The following is a 16,943-nucleotide window of genomic DNA, read 5'->3' as shown; positions in this document are numbered from 1 at the left end:
GCCCTGGCCAAAAAGAGGATTCTGAGAATTATTCTGTTGAAAGGAAATCACCGCCGCGTAAATCCATGGTTTCCAATGCTTTACCGCCGCCACGAGCAACACAAGTGAGCGGATCTTCTGCGACCAGCACGGGCAGGCCAGTTTCTTCCATAAGCAAGGTGTCCATATTTTTCAACAATGCACCGCCTCCGGTTAAAACCATACCACGTTCTGCAATATCGGCCGCTAATTCAGGAGGAGCTAATTCAAGTGCCGCACGAACTGCACCTACGATACCTGATAGAGGTTCTTGCAAGGCTTCAAGGATTTCGGCACTGGTCAAAGTAAAGCTACGTGGAACACCTTCAGCCAAATTTCTACCACGTACTTCAATTTCAAATAAATCACGGCTTGGGAAAGCAGAACCAATTTCATGTTTGATACGCTCAGCCGTCGTTTCACCAATTAACGTGCCATAATTACGCCGTACGTAGGAAACAATTGCATCATCAAATTTATCACCGCCAATACGAACGGATTGATGGTAGACAATACCGCTTAATGAAATGATAGCCACTTCCGTTGTACCGCCGCCAATATCAACAACCATAGAGCCGCTGGCTTCTTCAACTGGCATGCCGGAACCCAATGCTGCAGCCATTGGTTCTTCAATGAGGAATACTTCCCGAGCACCTGCTCCCATAGCCGATTCACGAATAGCCCTTCGCTCTACTTGTGTAGAACCACAAGGGACACAAACCAATACTCGAGGGCTGGGGCGTAGGAATCGATTTTCATGGACCTTATGAATAAAATGCTGCAACATTTTTTCTGTAACAAAAAAGTCGGCAATCACGCCATCTTTCATGGGTCTTATCGCATTGATATTTCCTGGCGTTCTGCCAAGCATGCGCTTGGCTTCAAGTCCAACCGCCGCCACTCTTTTCTGTCCTGATTCATTGCGCAGAGCAACAACGGATGGCTCATTTAAAACAATGCCCTTATCTCTGACGTATATCAGTGTATTTGCTGTTCCCAAATCAATGGACAAATCATTGGAGAACACCCCCCTCAATTTCCTGAACATGACCTCTACTACCTCGATCGTTTTTGTGAGCACTTTAACTCAAATTTGGATAAAAATCGACTGATCTTTTGCAAAAGATTTTATTACAAAAAACAGTTAAGCTTCCTCGTGTTGATAAATATTAATGATGTCAACTTGCCACAAGAGCTGTATCTCCTGAGCATTCCCCTCTTTTCTCTTCACATTTCTTTTACCGCCGCATAACAAAAGAAATCTATTCTACAGAAAATTTTTCTTGCAATTGCGCAAAATGAAGTCTTACAAAAGAACGACTGATGCCGCGCACTTCAGCAAGATCTTCAATCGATTTGAAAGCCCCATGCTCTTTACGATATTGAATAATAGCTTCCGCCTTTTTTTGACCAATTCCTTTAATTGAATGAATCAACGTCTGAACGTCGGCTTGATTTAAATTAATTTTAACAATGGGGCGAATGGTTGTTTCTGCAATAGCCGAAGTGGCAGGTTGAATTGGCACTGCAGCGGCAGGAATTGATACAGCAATAAAAGAGAGTGCAGCAGCACCCAAAATTGCCTTCATAATAATCTCCATTATTGATTGGACTCCACTCTTGTTTCTTCTAACAAGAGGTGCTCAGTATCGCAAGATTTTTCTCCTCTGTCGAGAGCATTGTTTAATGAATTGCCATAATATGCTTGTGAAGCACATAAGCAACACTGGCGGTTAATTTTTTTACCATGTCCAGATGTAAAAACTCATTCGGGCCGTGCGCGTTTGCATTTGGACCTAATACCCCAGTTATCATAAATTGAGCCTCGGGAAACAGGTTGCCCAACATCGCCATAAACGGGATAGTGCCACCTTCCCCCATATAAATGGCAGGTTTCTGAAAAAATTGCATGGAGGCATCATAAGACGCTTGGGCCAACCAATCTGCAAGCAAAGGCGCATGCCATCCCATGGCGTGATCATCCACTCTGAACGACACGTTTACCTCATAAGGTGGATTTTCGGTCAATACTTTTTCTATGGATTGTGCTGCTTTTTTGCATCAACCAAAGGCGGCAAACGCATGGATAATTTCAAAGAAGTGTTAGGACGTAATACATTCCCAGCACTGGCGATAGCAGGCAATCCTTCTGCGCCAGTAATGGATAAGGCAGGCCGCCAAGTACGGTTCAAAATCAATTGCTGAATATTTGAAAGTACTGGTTTGGCATGAGGAAGAAAAGGGAAAACATCATAAACATGCTTGCCCAAAACAGCAGCACAGTCAGCCGCTTCATTAATCCTTGCAGGAGGAATATCGCAATATAAATCTTTTAATTGAATCTCGCCATTGACTTCATCTTCAAGGCGACTCAGCAAATGTCGAGCAATACGAAAACTATCGGCTACAATACCACTGGCATTACCGGAATGCACCCCTTCAGCAAGCACTTCAACCGCTAACTCTCCAACCACATTGCCCCGTAAAGACGTCGTCATCCATAATTGTTCATAATTGCCTGCACCCGAATCCAAACAAATAACCAATTTTGGGTATTTTATTCTATCTTTAACAACATCAAGATAATAAGGCAAATCATAACTTCCACTTTCTTCACATGCCTCAATAAGAATGACGCAACGCGCATGAGATAAATTCTGTTCTTGCAAGGCACAAATTGCCGTAAGAGCAGCATAGACAGCATAACCGTCATCTGCTCCACCTCGTCCATACAAACGTCCATCTTGCAACACAGGTTGCCATGGCCCTAATCCTTCTTTCCAACCTGTCATTTCTGGCTGTTTATCCAGATGTCCATACAACAAGACGGTTTCCTCTGTCTTGCCAGGTATATCAATAAACAACAGTGGAGTACGCCCCTCAAGACGCAATATTTCAAGGTTCATGTGTTTCGGTGCATGAGTTTCACACCATTTTGCCACATGAGCAATCGCTTCCTCCATATACCCATGTTCTTGCCATTTTGCATCAAAATGCGGTGATTTATTAGGAATCTTGATGTAATCACACAAACTGGCAATGATGTGTTCCTGCCATTGCTTTTCAATATATTCAAACAGTCGTTGCGGGTTCAACATGCCCAACCTCCCTAATAATTGCCATGATGTGATCGGTTGCGGAATGAATATTCAAGGCTTTTATTTTTTCAATGATTTCATTCTCATGCGCACCTACTTCATCCACTGCGGCCATTAATGCTTCTGGAGTCAACTTCTCTTCATCAATCACAACACTGATGTTCTGTTGTTGAAAATAACGTGCATTTTGAATCTGATCACCACGGCTGGCACGGCGTGATAAAGGAATCAGAATATGCGGTTTGGTTAAAGCCAGGATTTCATATAATGAATTGGCTCCCGAACGGGAAATAATCAACTGGCTTGCAGCAAACAAATCCGCCAATTCTTCCTTGGCATATTCCAATTGGCAATATCCTTGTTGACTGGTAAGAGACGGATCAATTTTTCCTTTCCCACATAAATGAATCACCTGAAACTGCTTGCATAAAAGTCCCAGTGCTTTTCTTACACAAGCATTCATTGCATTCGATCCCTGGCTGCCGCCAATCACGAGTAAACAAGGTTTATCTTCATGAAAGCCACATAGAGCCAAACCTTTGGTTTTGTTGCCATGGAATAATGTCTCGCGGATTGGCGTACCGGTTACTACCACTTTATCAGGGCGTTTAAAATGTTTTTGTGCCGCCGCAAACGTTACACATATTTTATCAACGAAGGGAAAGCTTAAGCGATTGGCAAGGCCGGGACTCATATCCGATTCATGAGCAATCACTGGAATCCGATTCAACCAAGCCCCTACGACGACCGGAAACGCAACAAATCCTCCCTTGGAAAAAACAACATCGGGCTTTAGTTTGCGTATCAGAAAATAGGATTGAACAATCCCTGCCATAATCTTTATAGGGTCAATAAAATTTTTCCAGCTAAAATAGCGACGTAGTTTACCACTGCTTACTTCATGATACGGAATCTGAACCGCCATGATCATCTCTTTTTCAACACCATCAGGTGACCCTATATAATGAACTTGCCAACCCTCTGCCTGCAATACTTCGATCAATGCGATATTCGGTGTTACGTGCCCAGCGGTGCCCCCACCCGTCAATATAATTTTATGATTCATCATATCTTATGCTCTAAGCTTCATTAATTAATAAACTCAAATCAATCGCCCGTATTGATTTGGTGATGGCACCTACTGAAATATAATCCACTCCCGTTTCAGCAATGTTCGCCAGTGTAGATAACTCAATACCGCCAGATGCTTCTAATGCGCATTGCTTTGGGTTGTTAATAGCCACTGCTTCTACCATCATATCACGCGTAAAATTATCCAGCAGAATTCGGTCAGGTCTTGCCGCAAGCGCTTCCTGAAATTCTATAAGATTTTCTACTTCGACTTCTACCAGCTGTCCCTTACTCATTGTTCTTGCCAGTGTAATGGCTGCCTGAATAGAACCACAGGCTTTAATATGATTTTCTTTAATTAAAAAAGCATCATACAAACCAATTCGATGATTAACACCACCGGCGCACGCAACAGCATATTTCTGAGCATGACGCAATCCAGGCAATGTTTTACGAGTATCCAGTAAACGGGTCGAATATCCTTTAAGTTGCAAAAGGTATTGGTACGTCTGCGTTGCTGTTGCAGAGAGGGTTTGCATAAAATTCAAAGCACTGCGCTCGGCCGTCAAGATAGCACGCGCCTGACCATACAGATGACAAAGAGTCGCTGGTTCATCAAGCCAGGCACCCTCTTGGACTAGCCAATGAATTTCAATCCCTGGATTAACCCTGGCAAAAACGCATTCAACCCAGGGACGGCCACATACCAACATTGGTTCTCGTGAAATAATTTGAGCACTTACCATCAACGTCTCGGGTAAAAGTGCTGCAGTAATATCTCCTGTTCCAACATCTTCCGTTAACGCTCGCTCAACATCCGCTAAAATATCTTCTTGTTTAGGAAGCATGTTTCGATTCCTTATAACGCGATTTAAACCAGGGAGGAGCAATTAGCGTGGTCACAATGACCATCAAGATAATGGCAGAAAACAGTTTATCAGACATAATGCCCAACTTTCTACCAATGGATGCAAACACTAATCCCACCTCACCACGGGGTACCATGCCAATGCCAATTAAAACGCGATCATCCCAACGATTACCCCCAAAACCACTTAATAACTTTCCCAAAATAGCTGCCATGATCAAGCCACTGGCCATCAACAATACCTGCCAGTCCATGAATAACTCAATCTTGACTTGCATGCCAATCAACATAAAAAACAGTGGCACCAAAATAAACTCCAGGGGTGCTATCAACTCTTTAATCGTCAAAGCATTGCGATGATTATTTTCCTGTTCAAAAAACCATCATGAATGATAATGCCTGCAGCAAAAGCACCTATAATGGTTGCCAATTGCACCGCCGTTGCAAGCCATGCCAAAAACATCACAAAGACAAACGAAATAAAGAGTTTTGCTTCCCAAGGCTCAAGAAAACGAAAAATCTTATTGCTTTTTGTAATACCCAGGGACCAATCCATAAGGCACATACAAAAAACAGGATGGCTAATACAATGATTTGGTTGATTTGCATCATATTAACCACGTCACTAATGACGATGCTGCTGACAATAGCCAGAATGACCAACCCAAGAATATCGTCAATCATGGCAGCACCCAATATGGTTCTTGCTTCACGGGTGTGCAATTGTTGCATTTCTTTCAGTACACGTGCCGTAATACCAATGCTGGTTGCCGATAGCGTTGCTGCAATAAATAAGTTAGCCTTAAACGAAGAGTTTGGCATCAGGACATACATGCTCAATAAACCCAATACAATCGGGGCAACAATTCCTATCATGGCAACCTGAAACGATTCGCGCCCCGTATGTTTAAGTTCTTCGATCGATGTTTCTAGTCCCACCATGAATAGCAAAAAAATAACCCCATAACGGGAAAAAATATCTACAATATAGGCTACTTTAATCCAATCAATACCGCGACTGCCACTTAAGGCGTTGATAATTTGACCCGTATAATTGGGATCGTGGATGCTCGCTTTAACCGCTTGCACGAGCGGGACATTGCCCAGCATATCCGACATGATGTTAAACACAGCCGGACCTTCTCGTAAAATAATCGCCAGGGGCATGCCAAAGTAATAACATACATTGCCAAGAAGGACCCCCATCAACAATTCACCAAGCACGCCAGGTTGATTCAGACGCTCAGCAAAATATCGCCCGGTCACACCAAAGAGAAAAATTAAGGTAACCCATAAAATAACGGATGCAACTGGTTCAAAATGATCTGGTCCTCCGCCTGCATAGCCTATCGCAGGACAAACTGCTGCAAGCAAAATCCAGTATTTTAAACGATGCATAAAGGCATCCCCGTTAGGCTTTTTGAGATAAAAATAAACAGGTTTCCAACACCGAATCCGGGTTTAATGATAGACTATCAATACCTTCCTGCATAAGCCATTCAGCAAAATCCTGATGATCAGAAGGTCCCTGGCCACAAATTCCTACGTACTTATTCTGTTGTTTACAAGCCGTGATTGCTAGATGCAACAAAGCCTTGACTGCAGCATCCCGTTCGTCAAATTGTGAAGCAACCAGACCTGAATCACGATCCAACCCAAGAGTCAATTGAGTTAAGTCATTGGAACCAATGGAAAAACCATCAAAATGTTGTAGAAAATCATTCGCCAATAAAGCATTTGCAGGCAACTCACACATCATAATGATCCGCAGCCCTTGCTTGCCGCGCTCCAAGCCATGCTGCTTAAGAATGGCAATCACTTGTTCTGCTTCTGATACTGTTCTCACGAAAGGAATCATGATTTCCACATTCGTTAGACCCATCTTTTCGCGTACCCGCTTAACCGCTTGACACTCCAGAGCAAAACAATCGGCAAAATCAGGCGACACGTAGCGCGACGCCCCCCGAAATCCCAACATGGGATTTTCTTCATGGGGCTCATACAAGGTTCCGCCAGCAAGATTAGCGTATTCATTGGATTTAAAATCCGACAAACGGACAATAACGGGTTTGGGGTGAAAGGCCGCAGCAATTGTGGCAACGCCCTCTTTCAACCGCTCAATGTAATATTCAACGGGAGAAAAATAAGCCGCCGTTTTCTCTTCAATGAATTGTTTTAATTTTTTGTCGTTTAATGTTTCATATTGCAGCAATGCCTTTGGGTGAATTCCAATGGTATTGGAAATGAGGAATTCCAGTCTGGCCAAACCAACACCGGCATTAGGAATTGCTTGAAATGCGAATGCACGTTCCGGATTGCCGACGTTCAACATGACTTTTACTGGCAGTTCCGGCATGGTATCAACATCGAGCTGCACCCGCTCAAAAGGCAATAAATCTGCATAGACAAAACCAGTATCACCTTCGGCACAAGATACTGTGACTTCATCTCCATCACGAATCACTTTGGTAGCATCGCCACAACCCACAACCGCTGGAATACCAAGCTCTCGAGCAATGATGGCCGCATGACAAGTTCGACCGCCGCGATTGGTCACAATGGCAGCAGCTCGTTTCATCACCGGCTCCCAATCCGGGTCTGTCATATCCGAGATCAAAATATCACCGGGTTGAACCCGATGCATTTCACTGGCATCCTTAATCACCTTTGCCCGTCCCTGCCCAATGCGCTGGCCAATACTGCGGCCTTCACTTAATATTTTACCTTGCTGTTTCAGCTTATAGCGTTCAAGCACTTGTTTGTTGGCACGGCTTTTTACTGTTTCAGGCCGAGCTTGCAAAATATAAAGTTTTCCATCCAAACCATCTTTGGCCCACTCAATGTCCATGGGACGACCATAATGTTCTTCGATGACCAATGCCTGTTTTGCCAATTGCTCTACTTCATCAACCGTTAATGAAAACTGACGTTGCGCTGCCGCTTCTACTTCGACGGTTTGCACCGTACCCCCCTGCTCAGTTTTCTCGCAATAAATCATTTTTATTGCTTTTGTTCCTAAATTCCGTCGGATAACAGCGGATTTCCCAGCACGAAGCGCCGGCTTATAAACATAGAATTCATCGGGGTTGACTGCCCCTTGCACCACCATTTCTCCCAAACCATAAGAAGAAGTAATAAAGACAACCTGATCAAAGCCAGATTCGGTATCCATCGTAAATAAAACACCGCTGACGGCCAGATCGCTTCGGATCATTTGTTGTATCCCAACGGATAAAGCAACGTCCTGATGCTCAAATCCATGATGGACCCGATACGCAATGGCACGATCATTATATAAAGAAGCAAATACTTGCTTGATTGCTGACAGGATGGCATCAATGCCTTTGACGTTTAATAATGTTTCCTGCTGACCTGCAAAAGAGGCATCCGGCAAGTCTTCGGCGGTTGCGGAGGAACGAACGGCAACACTAAACTCCTCGTGTCCTATTGATTTAACCAAATTGAGATAAGCCGTACGCACATCGTCTTCAAAGGCCCCTGAAAAAGAAGCGTTTTGAATCATGTCGCGAATTTTTTTGCCCGTTTCAGCCAATTGCCTAACGTCTTCAACATCCAGTGATGCTAGCATCTCATGAATTTTTTTCTCCAGACCATTGGCTGCCAAAAAATCACGAAATGCATCCGCTGTTGTGGCAAATCCGGCAGGAACCGCAATTCCTGCACCGGTTAAATGATGAATCATTTCCCCTAACGATGCATTCTTTCCGCCAACTTGCTCTAAGTCCTTGAGGCTCACGTGTTGGAAATCAATTGTATGCACGCTGCTTGCCATAACTACCCCTAATCATCATAAATGCTCAACATTCTACTTAAATTGCTGCGTCATGGGAATGAAAAAGCCTACGAATAGCATTGCAAATAAAAGCAGATCACTATTTATTCACATCTGCGGCCGCATCTAATATTATATGCACTTTATCACGGTGGCGAATCCTCATGACATTATCTGCTTTAAATGCTGTATCTCCTATTGACGGCCGATATTTAAAAAAAACCCGTCCTCTTAGTCCTTATTTTAGCGAATTTGCACTCATGTATTATCGATTAATGGTTGAAATTCGCTGGCTAGAATCTCTTGCAGAAAATCAGAAGATCACCGAAGTTCCCAAACTTGATTCCCAAGCTAAAACCATTCTCAAGCATTTACTTGAGAATTTCGATGAACAAGAAGCAGAGAAGGTCAAAGCGTTCGAAAAACAAACGAATCATGACGTCAAAGCCGTTGAATATTATCTTAAAGACAAACTGGAACAATCTGAGTCATTAAGAAAAATCACAGGTTTTATTCATTTTGCCTGCACGTCAGAAGACATCAATAATCTTGCTTATGCCTTAATGATCAAAGAAGCCATTGCCCACGTTATGTTGCCAACGCTGGCAGAGATAATCGGTAGTATTACCTTGCTTGGAAAGCAGCATGGCGATATCGCCATGCTTGGCCGAACCCATGGTCAACCGGCCACGCCCACCACGATGGGTAAAGAGTTGATTAATTTCGTTGCTCGCCTTAAACGTCCGCAACAGCAATTAGCAGAAGTATTGATTCCTGCAAAATGCAATGGAGCCGTTGGTAATTACAATGCTCATCTGGCTGCTTATCCTGAAATCGACTGGCGGCGTCATTGCTCAAAGTTTGTTACCTCTTTGGGATTATCTTTTAATCCATACACCACCCAAATAGAACCCCATGACGGCATCGCAGAAGTCTCTCACTTGATGATTCGAATTAATAATATTTTGCTTGATTACACGCGTGATGTCTGGTGTTACATTGCCATGGGCTATTTCAAGCAAAAGTCCGTTGCAAGCGAAGTGGGTTCTTCAACCATGCCGCATAAAATCAATCCTATTGATTTTGAAAATGCAGAAGGTAATCTTGGCTTGGCCAATGCTTTATTTGAACATTTCGCCAATAAATTAACGCAGTCCAGATTACAACGCGACCTTTCCGACTCTACCGTTTTACGCAATTTGGGAGTTGCTTTTGCCTATACGCTCATTGCCTATCAATCCATTAGCAAAGGCAATGAGAAACTGCAAATTAACCAACCGGCTCTGAAACAAGACTTAAATGCCAACTGGGAAGTATTGGCAGAAGCCATTCAAACCGTAATGCGTCGCTATCAAATTCCTAATGCTTACGAACAATTGCGCGATTTGACCCGTGGCCAAACGATTGAAGGTCATCGTTTGCAGCAATTTATTCAATCACTGGATATTCCATCGGAAGCCAAAGATTCGTTATTGGCTATGACTCCTGAAACATACACCGGCCTGGCCGCACAACTGGTAAAAGCTTTTTCATGACTACATCATCACAACAAGGCCAATCTTATGAATACGATGTTTTGGTCATTGGAACAGGGCTTGCAGGACTTCACTATTGCATGCAATTGGTGGAGCTACAACCCAAGCTAAAAATCGCACTCATCAGCAAGGCAGAAGCCAGCGAATGCAACAGCCGTTATGCCCAAGGCGGAATAGCGGCGGTGTTTTCACCTGAAGACTCTATAGAATCGCACATTAAAGACACTCTACGGGCAGGTGATGGCCTTTGTTACGAACCTGCCGCCGAGCGCATTATTCGCCAAGGGCCGGAAGCCATTAAACAACTGCAACATTATTCCATTCAGTTTGATAAACTGCCGAATGGCCAATTTGCTTTGGCAAAGGAAGGTGGCCATTCTCATCGAAGAATTTTCAATTGCGGCGATCAAACCGGATTAAATTCCACAAATGCCCTTCTCAAAGTGACTCGACTTTACGAGCAAATTCATTTTTTTGAACATCACATCGCAGTGAATCTAATCACTCATTATTACCCACATCGCACTGAAAATCAGGGAGAAGTACTTGGCGCGTATATTTTGGACTGCCAACAAAATCGCATCCATACTTTTTTAGCTCGCTGCATCGTATTAGCAACCGGGGGGGCTGGCAAAACGTTTCGTTACACCTCCAATCCAATGGTAGCTACTGGGGATGGCGTAGCCATGGCGTATCGTGCCGGCGCGCGAGTTGGAAATATGGAGTTTTATCAATTTCACCCAACCCTGTTGCATCATCCCAGCGTCAATAATTTCCTGATTTCAGAAGCAGTCCGGGGAGAAGGTGCTTTATTAAAAAATGCCGATACGGGAGAACGTTTTATGCGACGTTATGCTCCTGAGCAATTGGAATTAGCGACTCGGGATGTGGTATCTCGCGCCATCTTTAATGAAATCGAGCAGAGTCAAAGCAGCTTTGTTTACCTGGATATTACTCATCAATCAAAATCATTTTTAAAAAACGTTTCCCACAGATATACCATACATTGCTGTCGATTGGCTTGGAAATGAGTCAGGACATGATCCCTGTTGTTCCGGCTGCTCATTATCAATGCGGAGGCATTCTTACTGATGTAAATGGCCGCACCGATTTAAAACGCCTGTATGCCATTGGCGAGGTTGCTTTTACCGGACTACATGGCGCCAATCGTCTTGCCAGCAACTCCTTACTCGAAGCCGTAGTCATGGCGGCCAATGCGGCACGTTGCAGTCTGCAAGACATTGCAACATCATCGAAATTTACCGACCCAATCCCTGCCTGGAGTTCACCCAGCGAAGTCAATGCCCGGCGCGCCAGTCAAATCAATGCTCATTGGCGCAGTCTGCGTGGTGAAATGATGTCTTATGCAGGCATTGTACGAACCGAAGCAGGTTTGGAGGATATACTACAATTAATTATGAAACGTAAAAAATTATTGAAGATTATTATTGGAAGCATTGTATTACCCGTGATTTTATTGAATTACGCAATATTATCCTCAATGCAGAATTGATTGTACGAGCTGCGCTGTCTAGAAGAGAATCAAGAGGCGGCCACTTTCGTGAGGATTTTCCACAAAAGAATGTAAAAGCCCAGGAAAGTATTGCACGTCTCAATTCACCCCAGAATCCATTTATATGATAGGTATTGATTGATGTTTAAAACCGATGCTATTTATCAACCTGAAAAGACCCTGATGCACATTCGCAATGACATGAGTATTTGTCAAAGTGATTATCCTCTGGATTGGTATCAAGAAGAATTTATTCCTTATGCCGAGGAGTACCAGGCTTTGCCAGACCGTAAATTAACAACGGTTCTTGCCTGGATGACTCCTTATATGCAAAAAGCTCGTGAACATTTTGGTGACAAGCTGTTATTGCTTGCCCATTATTACATGGGGGGGGATATCGTTCGACTGGTTGAGCAATTTGGCGGACAAATTGGCGACTCTTATCAATTAGCATTAATGGCTGCCAATCATCCTGAAAAATCGGTCATTATTGAGTCAGCCGTTCATTTTATGGCTGAATCCATCAGCATACTGGCCAACTCCAATCAGCACGTTTACATCACCAATCCCAAATCGGGCTGCACGATGGAAATGCTAGCAAAAGACTTTATGGTCGAGCCCGCCTTTCTCGATCTTAATGAACGTTATGGGCCTGAAAACATCCTGCCAGTTTGTTATATGAATACCTCGGGGCGAGTGAAAGCCATGACCGGTGCCCAAGGTGGTGCCGTATGCACCAGTTCTAATGTGAAAAAAATCTTTCAATGGGCAAGAACGCAAAATAAAAAAATCCTATTTATCCCAGATAAACATATGGGGGAAAATATTGCTTGGTGGCTTGGCATTAAAAACATAGCCTACTGGCCAGGGGGCTCTGCTGGTGCCCGCTATTCATTGGGAGAACAAAGCGATACGGTTCTTGATGAGTTTGATAAGGCCGAACTCATTCTTTTTTCCAGCGAATGCGCTGTACACACTCATTACCAGCCATACATGTGCGACTACTGGCAAAAACATGGGTATACCACGATTGTTCATCCTGAATGTCGTAATGACGTGATTCGTATTGCCCAACATGCTGGTTCTACGGCGTTCATTTGGGATTATGTGGTTCATGATCGTGCCAAGACAAAACGTTATGCGATTGGAACAGAAAATCACATGGTGGAAAACTTAAGACAACATTGTAAATCGTTAGGCATTGATGTCGTAAATTTGGCAGAGGCTCCCAAACAAGATCATGAACAAGGAATGGGTTGCGGTTGCGCTACCATGTCAAGAAATGACCCACCCCACTTGGTTGCCTTAGTTGATTTACTGCGACAAGGAAAAACCATGGCATACAACGAAGTCAAAGCCGGCGATGTCGTTAATGAATTTTCAGGAACACGTAATCGTTTAGATACCAACGAACAGGAATGGGTCATTAGCAATGCAAAAAAAGCCTTACAAATGATGATTGACATCACCGAAGATAGAATTTAAGACTGCTTTTTAATAACCTGGATGCCGCGATATCCGGGGATTACCCTTTACAAAACCTGGTTACCGCTCGCGCGTTAACCAGACTTACCCTGCCGCGGTATAAAATTCGCAAATCTCAATGGAGTCTGTGCATTCAAAACCATTATTTAGACTTCTACGCCAGCGGTAATCAATCTCAGCGGGAATTTTTACTCCAACTTGCCACCATATCGAATATTCACCACGTGAATTCTGATAGGTACAAATCACCCCTCGTCCTATGCCAGCAACCAGAATATTGGCACGCACAAATTGGGTTCCCTCCTCACCTTGAGGTGTATTGGGTGAAAATGGATTAACTTGCCAAGGAGCAGGAACTTCCCCCCAACGCAATGAACTGGTTTCAGGATTTGGACAAACGGCCGCATGAGATAATGCGGAGGTTAAAACAAACATCAAGATTATCAGCTTTCCATTTTTCATCATGATCTCGGCAATAAATCCATACCGTTACTATAACACATCCGGTTTTTCTTATAATCATTTTTAATGATAGAACTTATCATCCAGATGAGTCAGCGCTCAGAAGCCTTTTTCTGCATTGACAATTCTTTTTGTCCTGCATAGAGTTGCTTTTCTCTGTAAAAACCATCTAAATTTTGTCCTGCACAGAGTTGCTTTTTTTATATTCACAGTGATTTAATATTTCTTTAAGAAAGATATTTTATATTCATCAAAAATTCTCTTGTTAATTTGAGTTCATCATGGCGTTTACACTTACTTTATTAGGCACTGATACTACGTTTTCTCCCGTCTGCGTTGATAATACTTATGATAAAGCAGAAACATTAAGTTACATTTCTACTCTTATTAATGGTGTAAACGACACGTCCAGAACAGATGAAGTAACTCGTTTTAGAAATAAGGATGTCGTGGTGATTGATGGGCCTACCACGTTGGGCCAAGAAGTTGGAGATAGAATTACACGTGGGGTTTTGGCTGTTTTAGAAGCAGTCAGTCGTGGGGAAACCGACATTAGCATCATTGCTCATAGCCGTGGAGCCGTTGAAGCAATATTAGTCGCCCATGAATTAGAACGTATTCAAACACTCTTAAAGGAACAATCTGGTTTTAATCCCGACATTTGCAATAGCGTATGTAAATACACTAAAGCGGCCATGAATGGCACTCATAAAAGCGCCTTGGAAACATTAAACTGGGATGAAATAAAAAAACACATGGATGCTGTAAAAATATCGATGCTAAATATCGATCCGGTTCCTGGAGGAAATTACGTAGGTATCACCTATCTATCATCCCTGGCTTGGAGAGATCCTCGTTTTTATGAAGTACCCAAAATTGTTAAAGAATATGAACAATTTGTTTACGAAAATGAACGCTCACGTTGTTTCAAACCAATTGTGCCCAAATGCGTTTCCAAGGAAACTAAATTTAAATTGCAGAGTTTACCAGGACATCATGGAACCGGGTCTGGAAATCTTTTGGATCAACAAAGAGGAGTTAATCCTACCACTAAATCGACAGAACATGTACAAGAATTGATGGTGGTCAAGCTAATCGATTTTCTAACACGTAATGGAGTAAACATTACTCCGAGAGCAGACGCCGATCCTTTTGCTCATTTAATATCTTATTTATTTAGCGAAGAACCTTCTCTTCTTAGCAGAGAAGAACGATGTGAATCGATGTACTTCATCTTGTACAATCAGATTATTGCAAATAGAGAAGCTTATCTACATTATAATAAAACCGCTTATCCCGTACTTGGCCAAGAGCAAGCCATTCTTAGATTGATATGGACTATCATTGATCAACGGATCGTTCATTATCAAGCGCATAATGATACTTTTCTAGAAACCATTGTCCCTCCAGTTCCTGGTGGTCATTTTCTTAATTATGAACATGCGCGTATTTATTTAAATCGGGAATTGGGTTTAGCAGCCAATATACCACTTAGTGAAACGATTAATACTGCTGTAACGAAATTACTGCAGATTTGTAGACATACAAGATTCTTAAAAGAATTAAAAAAGACAGGAGAGCTTCCTCCTGTTACCATGGCCGAGTCCTTGAGAGAGGACAGAATCTCTCCTACTTTAGAAACGGAAGAAGGATTTGACCTTCTTTTGCAAGGCGTAAGTACTCTGGTTGAAGAAGTGAGGCAATCCTATTTACAAAATAAGCTTATTGATTCCGGGGAACGGGAAGCTGTATACCATGCAATTCATACCTCATTTGTTGAATTTGCCAGATTCAATCACGATGATCCAAGTAATGAATTAGCACAAACGATTTTTGCCACATTCAAATCAAACCTAGAAACCACCCTCATGCTTAAACTCAAGGCATTAAAAGATCAATATCAAGATCTTGCCAATAAATTGAAAGAAAAACAGTTTCTTACCGATTTACAGGATAAAATTCAGAAAATTGTTGAACATTTAGAAGCAAATAAAACAGAAGATAACCTTACAGAAACTCAATTACTAGGGCGCTTAAAAGACTTTATTGCAAGAGCGAAAGAGCACCAGACACAGAATTTGCGCCCTGTTCAAATTAAAGAATTTTTAGAAGATGAATTTAAAACTCTAAGAGAACATGAGGTTGCTGGTGAATTAGCAGTCAATAGTCGGGAATGGGCTTGCTTATTAATGGTTGAAGCTTTGGATAATAACTTTACCTATTCGATACGCAATATTATTAAAGAAGTCATTTCATCTTGCAATGAGTTGGATACATTTAGAAAAGCACTTCCTGATTTTAAAGCACTTGATCCTTCGCTTGATTACGAGCAATGGGAAAGTGAGTTGGAAGAACGTAGGTCTCGAATCATATATTTAGCAGCCCAATACATTGTCCAATATGAGATACCATTGAAAGAAGGGATTCGACCTTTATTTGGAGAACATGAGGCCCTTTATAAACAAATTGAAGGACTTGCTATAGGTTTGGGTGCGGTTAATCCTTTAACGCTAACACTTGAGAAACAACTTGAATTGATTGGCGAGTTAACATCTACTAGAGAAGAACAGGCAGCGTTAATTGCTATGTTGACCTCCGACGCTCGGCGTCAGGTTGAACTGATTCAACGGATGTCTGCTGACCAAGAAGAACAAGTACGGCTAATCCAACAATTAACCGCCGAAACGAAGGAGCAAGCTGAACTCATCAAACAATTAGCTTCTGAAACAGAAAAGCAAACTCGGCTCGTTGAAGAACTGTCTTCTACTAAACAAGAACAAATGGAGTCAATCAGAGAGTTGTCTCACGCAAAAGAACGAATTGTGGATGAAAATAATGCACTTCGCCAACAAGTGGCCATGCTCGGGAAGCAATTAGAAAACTTGGCAGCTCAACACCGCGCACTATCTGCTGATTTTAATGATGATATTGAATTTAAATTTCAGGGCATTATTAAAAATAGACTTGTGCCTTTAACCAAAAATTATTTGTTGCATTTGGCTAGGGAGATAAAAAACAGATAATTCCAGAGTTGGATTTAAATAATTTTTCTAATTTTGTTCGTCATATACAAAAAATTAAGGAGTGGCCTGCCGATCAA

Annotated in this window: 11 protein-coding genes and 2 pseudogenes; 4 read left to right on the top strand and 9 right to left on the bottom strand. The window is 42.5% G+C overall.

What is annotated here, in order from left to right; translation table 11 throughout:
• Positions 1–28: 28 nt before the first annotated feature.
• From LOA_RS05420 to ppsA, 8 genes and pseudogenes are all read right to left on the bottom strand, one after another.
• Positions 29–1,066, bottom strand: a complete 1,038-nt coding sequence (locus LOA_RS05420; RefSeq protein WP_025385468.1) for a rod shape-determining protein — start codon at positions 1,064–1,066, stop codon at positions 29–31.
• Positions 1,067–1,280: 214 nt separating this feature from the next.
• Positions 1,281–1,607: a ComEA family DNA-binding protein gene (locus LOA_RS15775; RefSeq protein ID WP_025385467.1), complete on the bottom strand. Its 327-nt coding sequence runs from the start codon at positions 1,605–1,607 to the stop codon at positions 1,281–1,283.
• 94 nt (positions 1,608–1,701) lie between these two features.
• Positions 1,702–3,116 (bottom strand): annotated as a pseudogene (locus LOA_RS05410) (M20 family metallopeptidase).
• On the bottom strand, positions 3,091–4,182 hold the full coding sequence (locus LOA_RS05405) for an undecaprenyldiphospho-muramoylpentapeptide beta-N-acetylglucosaminyltransferase (RefSeq protein WP_025385466.1): 1,092 nt from the start codon (positions 4,180–4,182) through the stop codon (positions 3,091–3,093). The pseudogene LOA_RS05410 and the gene LOA_RS05405 overlap by 26 nt, the downstream one beginning before the upstream one ends.
• A 13-nt stretch (positions 4,183–4,195) precedes the next feature.
• Positions 4,196–5,035 carry a carboxylating nicotinate-nucleotide diphosphorylase gene (gene nadC, locus LOA_RS05400; RefSeq protein WP_025385465.1) on the bottom strand — a complete coding sequence of 280 codons (840 nt, stop codon included), beginning with the start codon at positions 5,033–5,035 and terminating at the stop codon, positions 4,196–4,198.
• Positions 5,025–5,360 (bottom strand): cation:proton antiporter, encoded by a 336-nt coding sequence (locus LOA_RS15770; protein ID WP_274544676.1) that lies wholly within the window; start codon positions 5,358–5,360, stop codon positions 5,025–5,027. Before LOA_RS15770 ends, nadC begins: the two co-directional genes overlap by 11 nt.
• A gap of 157 nt (positions 5,361–5,517) precedes the next feature.
• Positions 5,518–6,453 (bottom strand): cation:proton antiporter, encoded by a 936-nt coding sequence (locus LOA_RS05395; RefSeq protein ID WP_274544642.1) that lies wholly within the window; start codon positions 6,451–6,453, stop codon positions 5,518–5,520.
• A gap of 13 nt (positions 6,454–6,466) precedes the next feature.
• Positions 6,467–8,848, bottom strand: coding sequence for a phosphoenolpyruvate synthase (gene ppsA, locus LOA_RS05390; RefSeq protein WP_025385464.1), 2,382 nt, complete (start codon positions 8,846–8,848; stop codon positions 6,467–6,469).
• 164 nt (positions 8,849–9,012) lie between these two features.
• Here ppsA and purB point away from each other — a divergent pair, with 164 nt between their 5' ends.
• The 3 genes and pseudogenes from purB to nadA all read left to right on the top strand — a co-directional run bounded on the left by purB (position 9,013) and on the right by nadA (position 13,381).
• A complete protein-coding gene (gene purB, locus LOA_RS05385) occupies positions 9,013–10,383 on the top strand; it encodes an adenylosuccinate lyase (RefSeq protein ID WP_025385463.1) in 1,371 nt (456 codons plus the stop codon).
• A pseudogene (gene nadB / locus LOA_RS15990) lies at positions 10,380–12,024 on the top strand (L-aspartate oxidase). Before purB ends, nadB begins: the two are co-directional and overlap by 4 nt.
• A gap of 13 nt (positions 12,025–12,037) precedes the next feature.
• Positions 12,038–13,381, top strand: coding sequence for a quinolinate synthase NadA (gene nadA, locus LOA_RS05375; RefSeq protein WP_025385462.1), 1,344 nt, complete (start codon positions 12,038–12,040; stop codon positions 13,379–13,381).
• Between the two features lie 84 nt (positions 13,382–13,465).
• On the opposite strand, the gene LOA_RS05370 is transcribed toward nadA, so the two are convergent.
• Positions 13,466–13,816, bottom strand: a complete 351-nt coding sequence (locus LOA_RS05370; RefSeq protein WP_237758009.1) for a DUF3757 domain-containing protein — start codon at positions 13,814–13,816, stop codon at positions 13,466–13,468.
• 308 nt (positions 13,817–14,124) lie between these two features.
• Between LOA_RS05370 and LOA_RS05365 the strand changes: the two genes are divergently transcribed.
• The gene (locus LOA_RS05365) at positions 14,125–16,866 is read left to right on the top strand and encodes a hypothetical protein (protein ID WP_238551338.1); all 2,742 of its coding nucleotides are present in this window, start codon (positions 14,125–14,127) and stop codon (positions 16,864–16,866) included.
• The last annotated feature ends 77 nt before the right edge of the window (positions 16,867–16,943 follow it).

It is taken from the genome of Legionella oakridgensis ATCC 33761 = DSM 21215 (assembly GCF_000512355.1).
Lineage (GTDB): Bacteria > Pseudomonadota > Gammaproteobacteria > Legionellales > Legionellaceae > Legionella_A > Legionella_A oakridgensis.
The sequence above is the reverse complement of the archived record's forward strand: the minus strand, read 5'-3'. Positions and strand labels throughout refer to the sequence as shown.

Coding starts and splice junctions, on each gene's coding strand:
- LOA_RS05405 (WP_025385466.1), bottom strand. CDS start 4,182: ATGAATCATAAAATTATATTGACGGGTGGGGGCACCGCTGGGCACGTA.
- LOA_RS05395 (WP_274544642.1), bottom strand. CDS start 6,453: ATGCATCGTTTAAAATACTGGATTTTGCTTGCAGCAGTTTGTCCTGCG.
- LOA_RS05370 (WP_237758009.1), bottom strand. CDS start 13,816: ATGTTTGTTTTAACCTCCGCATTATCTCATGCGGCCGTTTGTCCAAAT.
- purB (WP_025385463.1), top strand. CDS start 9,013: ATGACATTATCTGCTTTAAATGCTGTATCTCCTATTGACGGCCGATAT.
- ppsA (WP_025385464.1), bottom strand. CDS start 8,848: ATGGCAAGCAGCGTGCATACAATTGATTTCCAACACGTGAGCCTCAAG.
- LOA_RS05420 (WP_025385468.1), bottom strand. CDS start 1,066: ATGTTCAGGAAATTGAGGGGGGTGTTCTCCAATGATTTGTCCATTGAT.
- LOA_RS15775 (WP_025385467.1), bottom strand. CDS start 1,607: ATGAAGGCAATTTTGGGTGCTGCTGCACTCTCTTTTATTGCTGTATCA.
- nadC (WP_025385465.1), bottom strand. CDS start 5,035: ATGCTTCCTAAACAAGAAGATATTTTAGCGGATGTTGAGCGAGCGTTA.
- LOA_RS05365 (WP_238551338.1), top strand. CDS start 14,125: ATGGCGTTTACACTTACTTTATTAGGCACTGATACTACGTTTTCTCCC.
- nadA (WP_025385462.1), top strand. CDS start 12,038: ATGTTTAAAACCGATGCTATTTATCAACCTGAAAAGACCCTGATGCAC.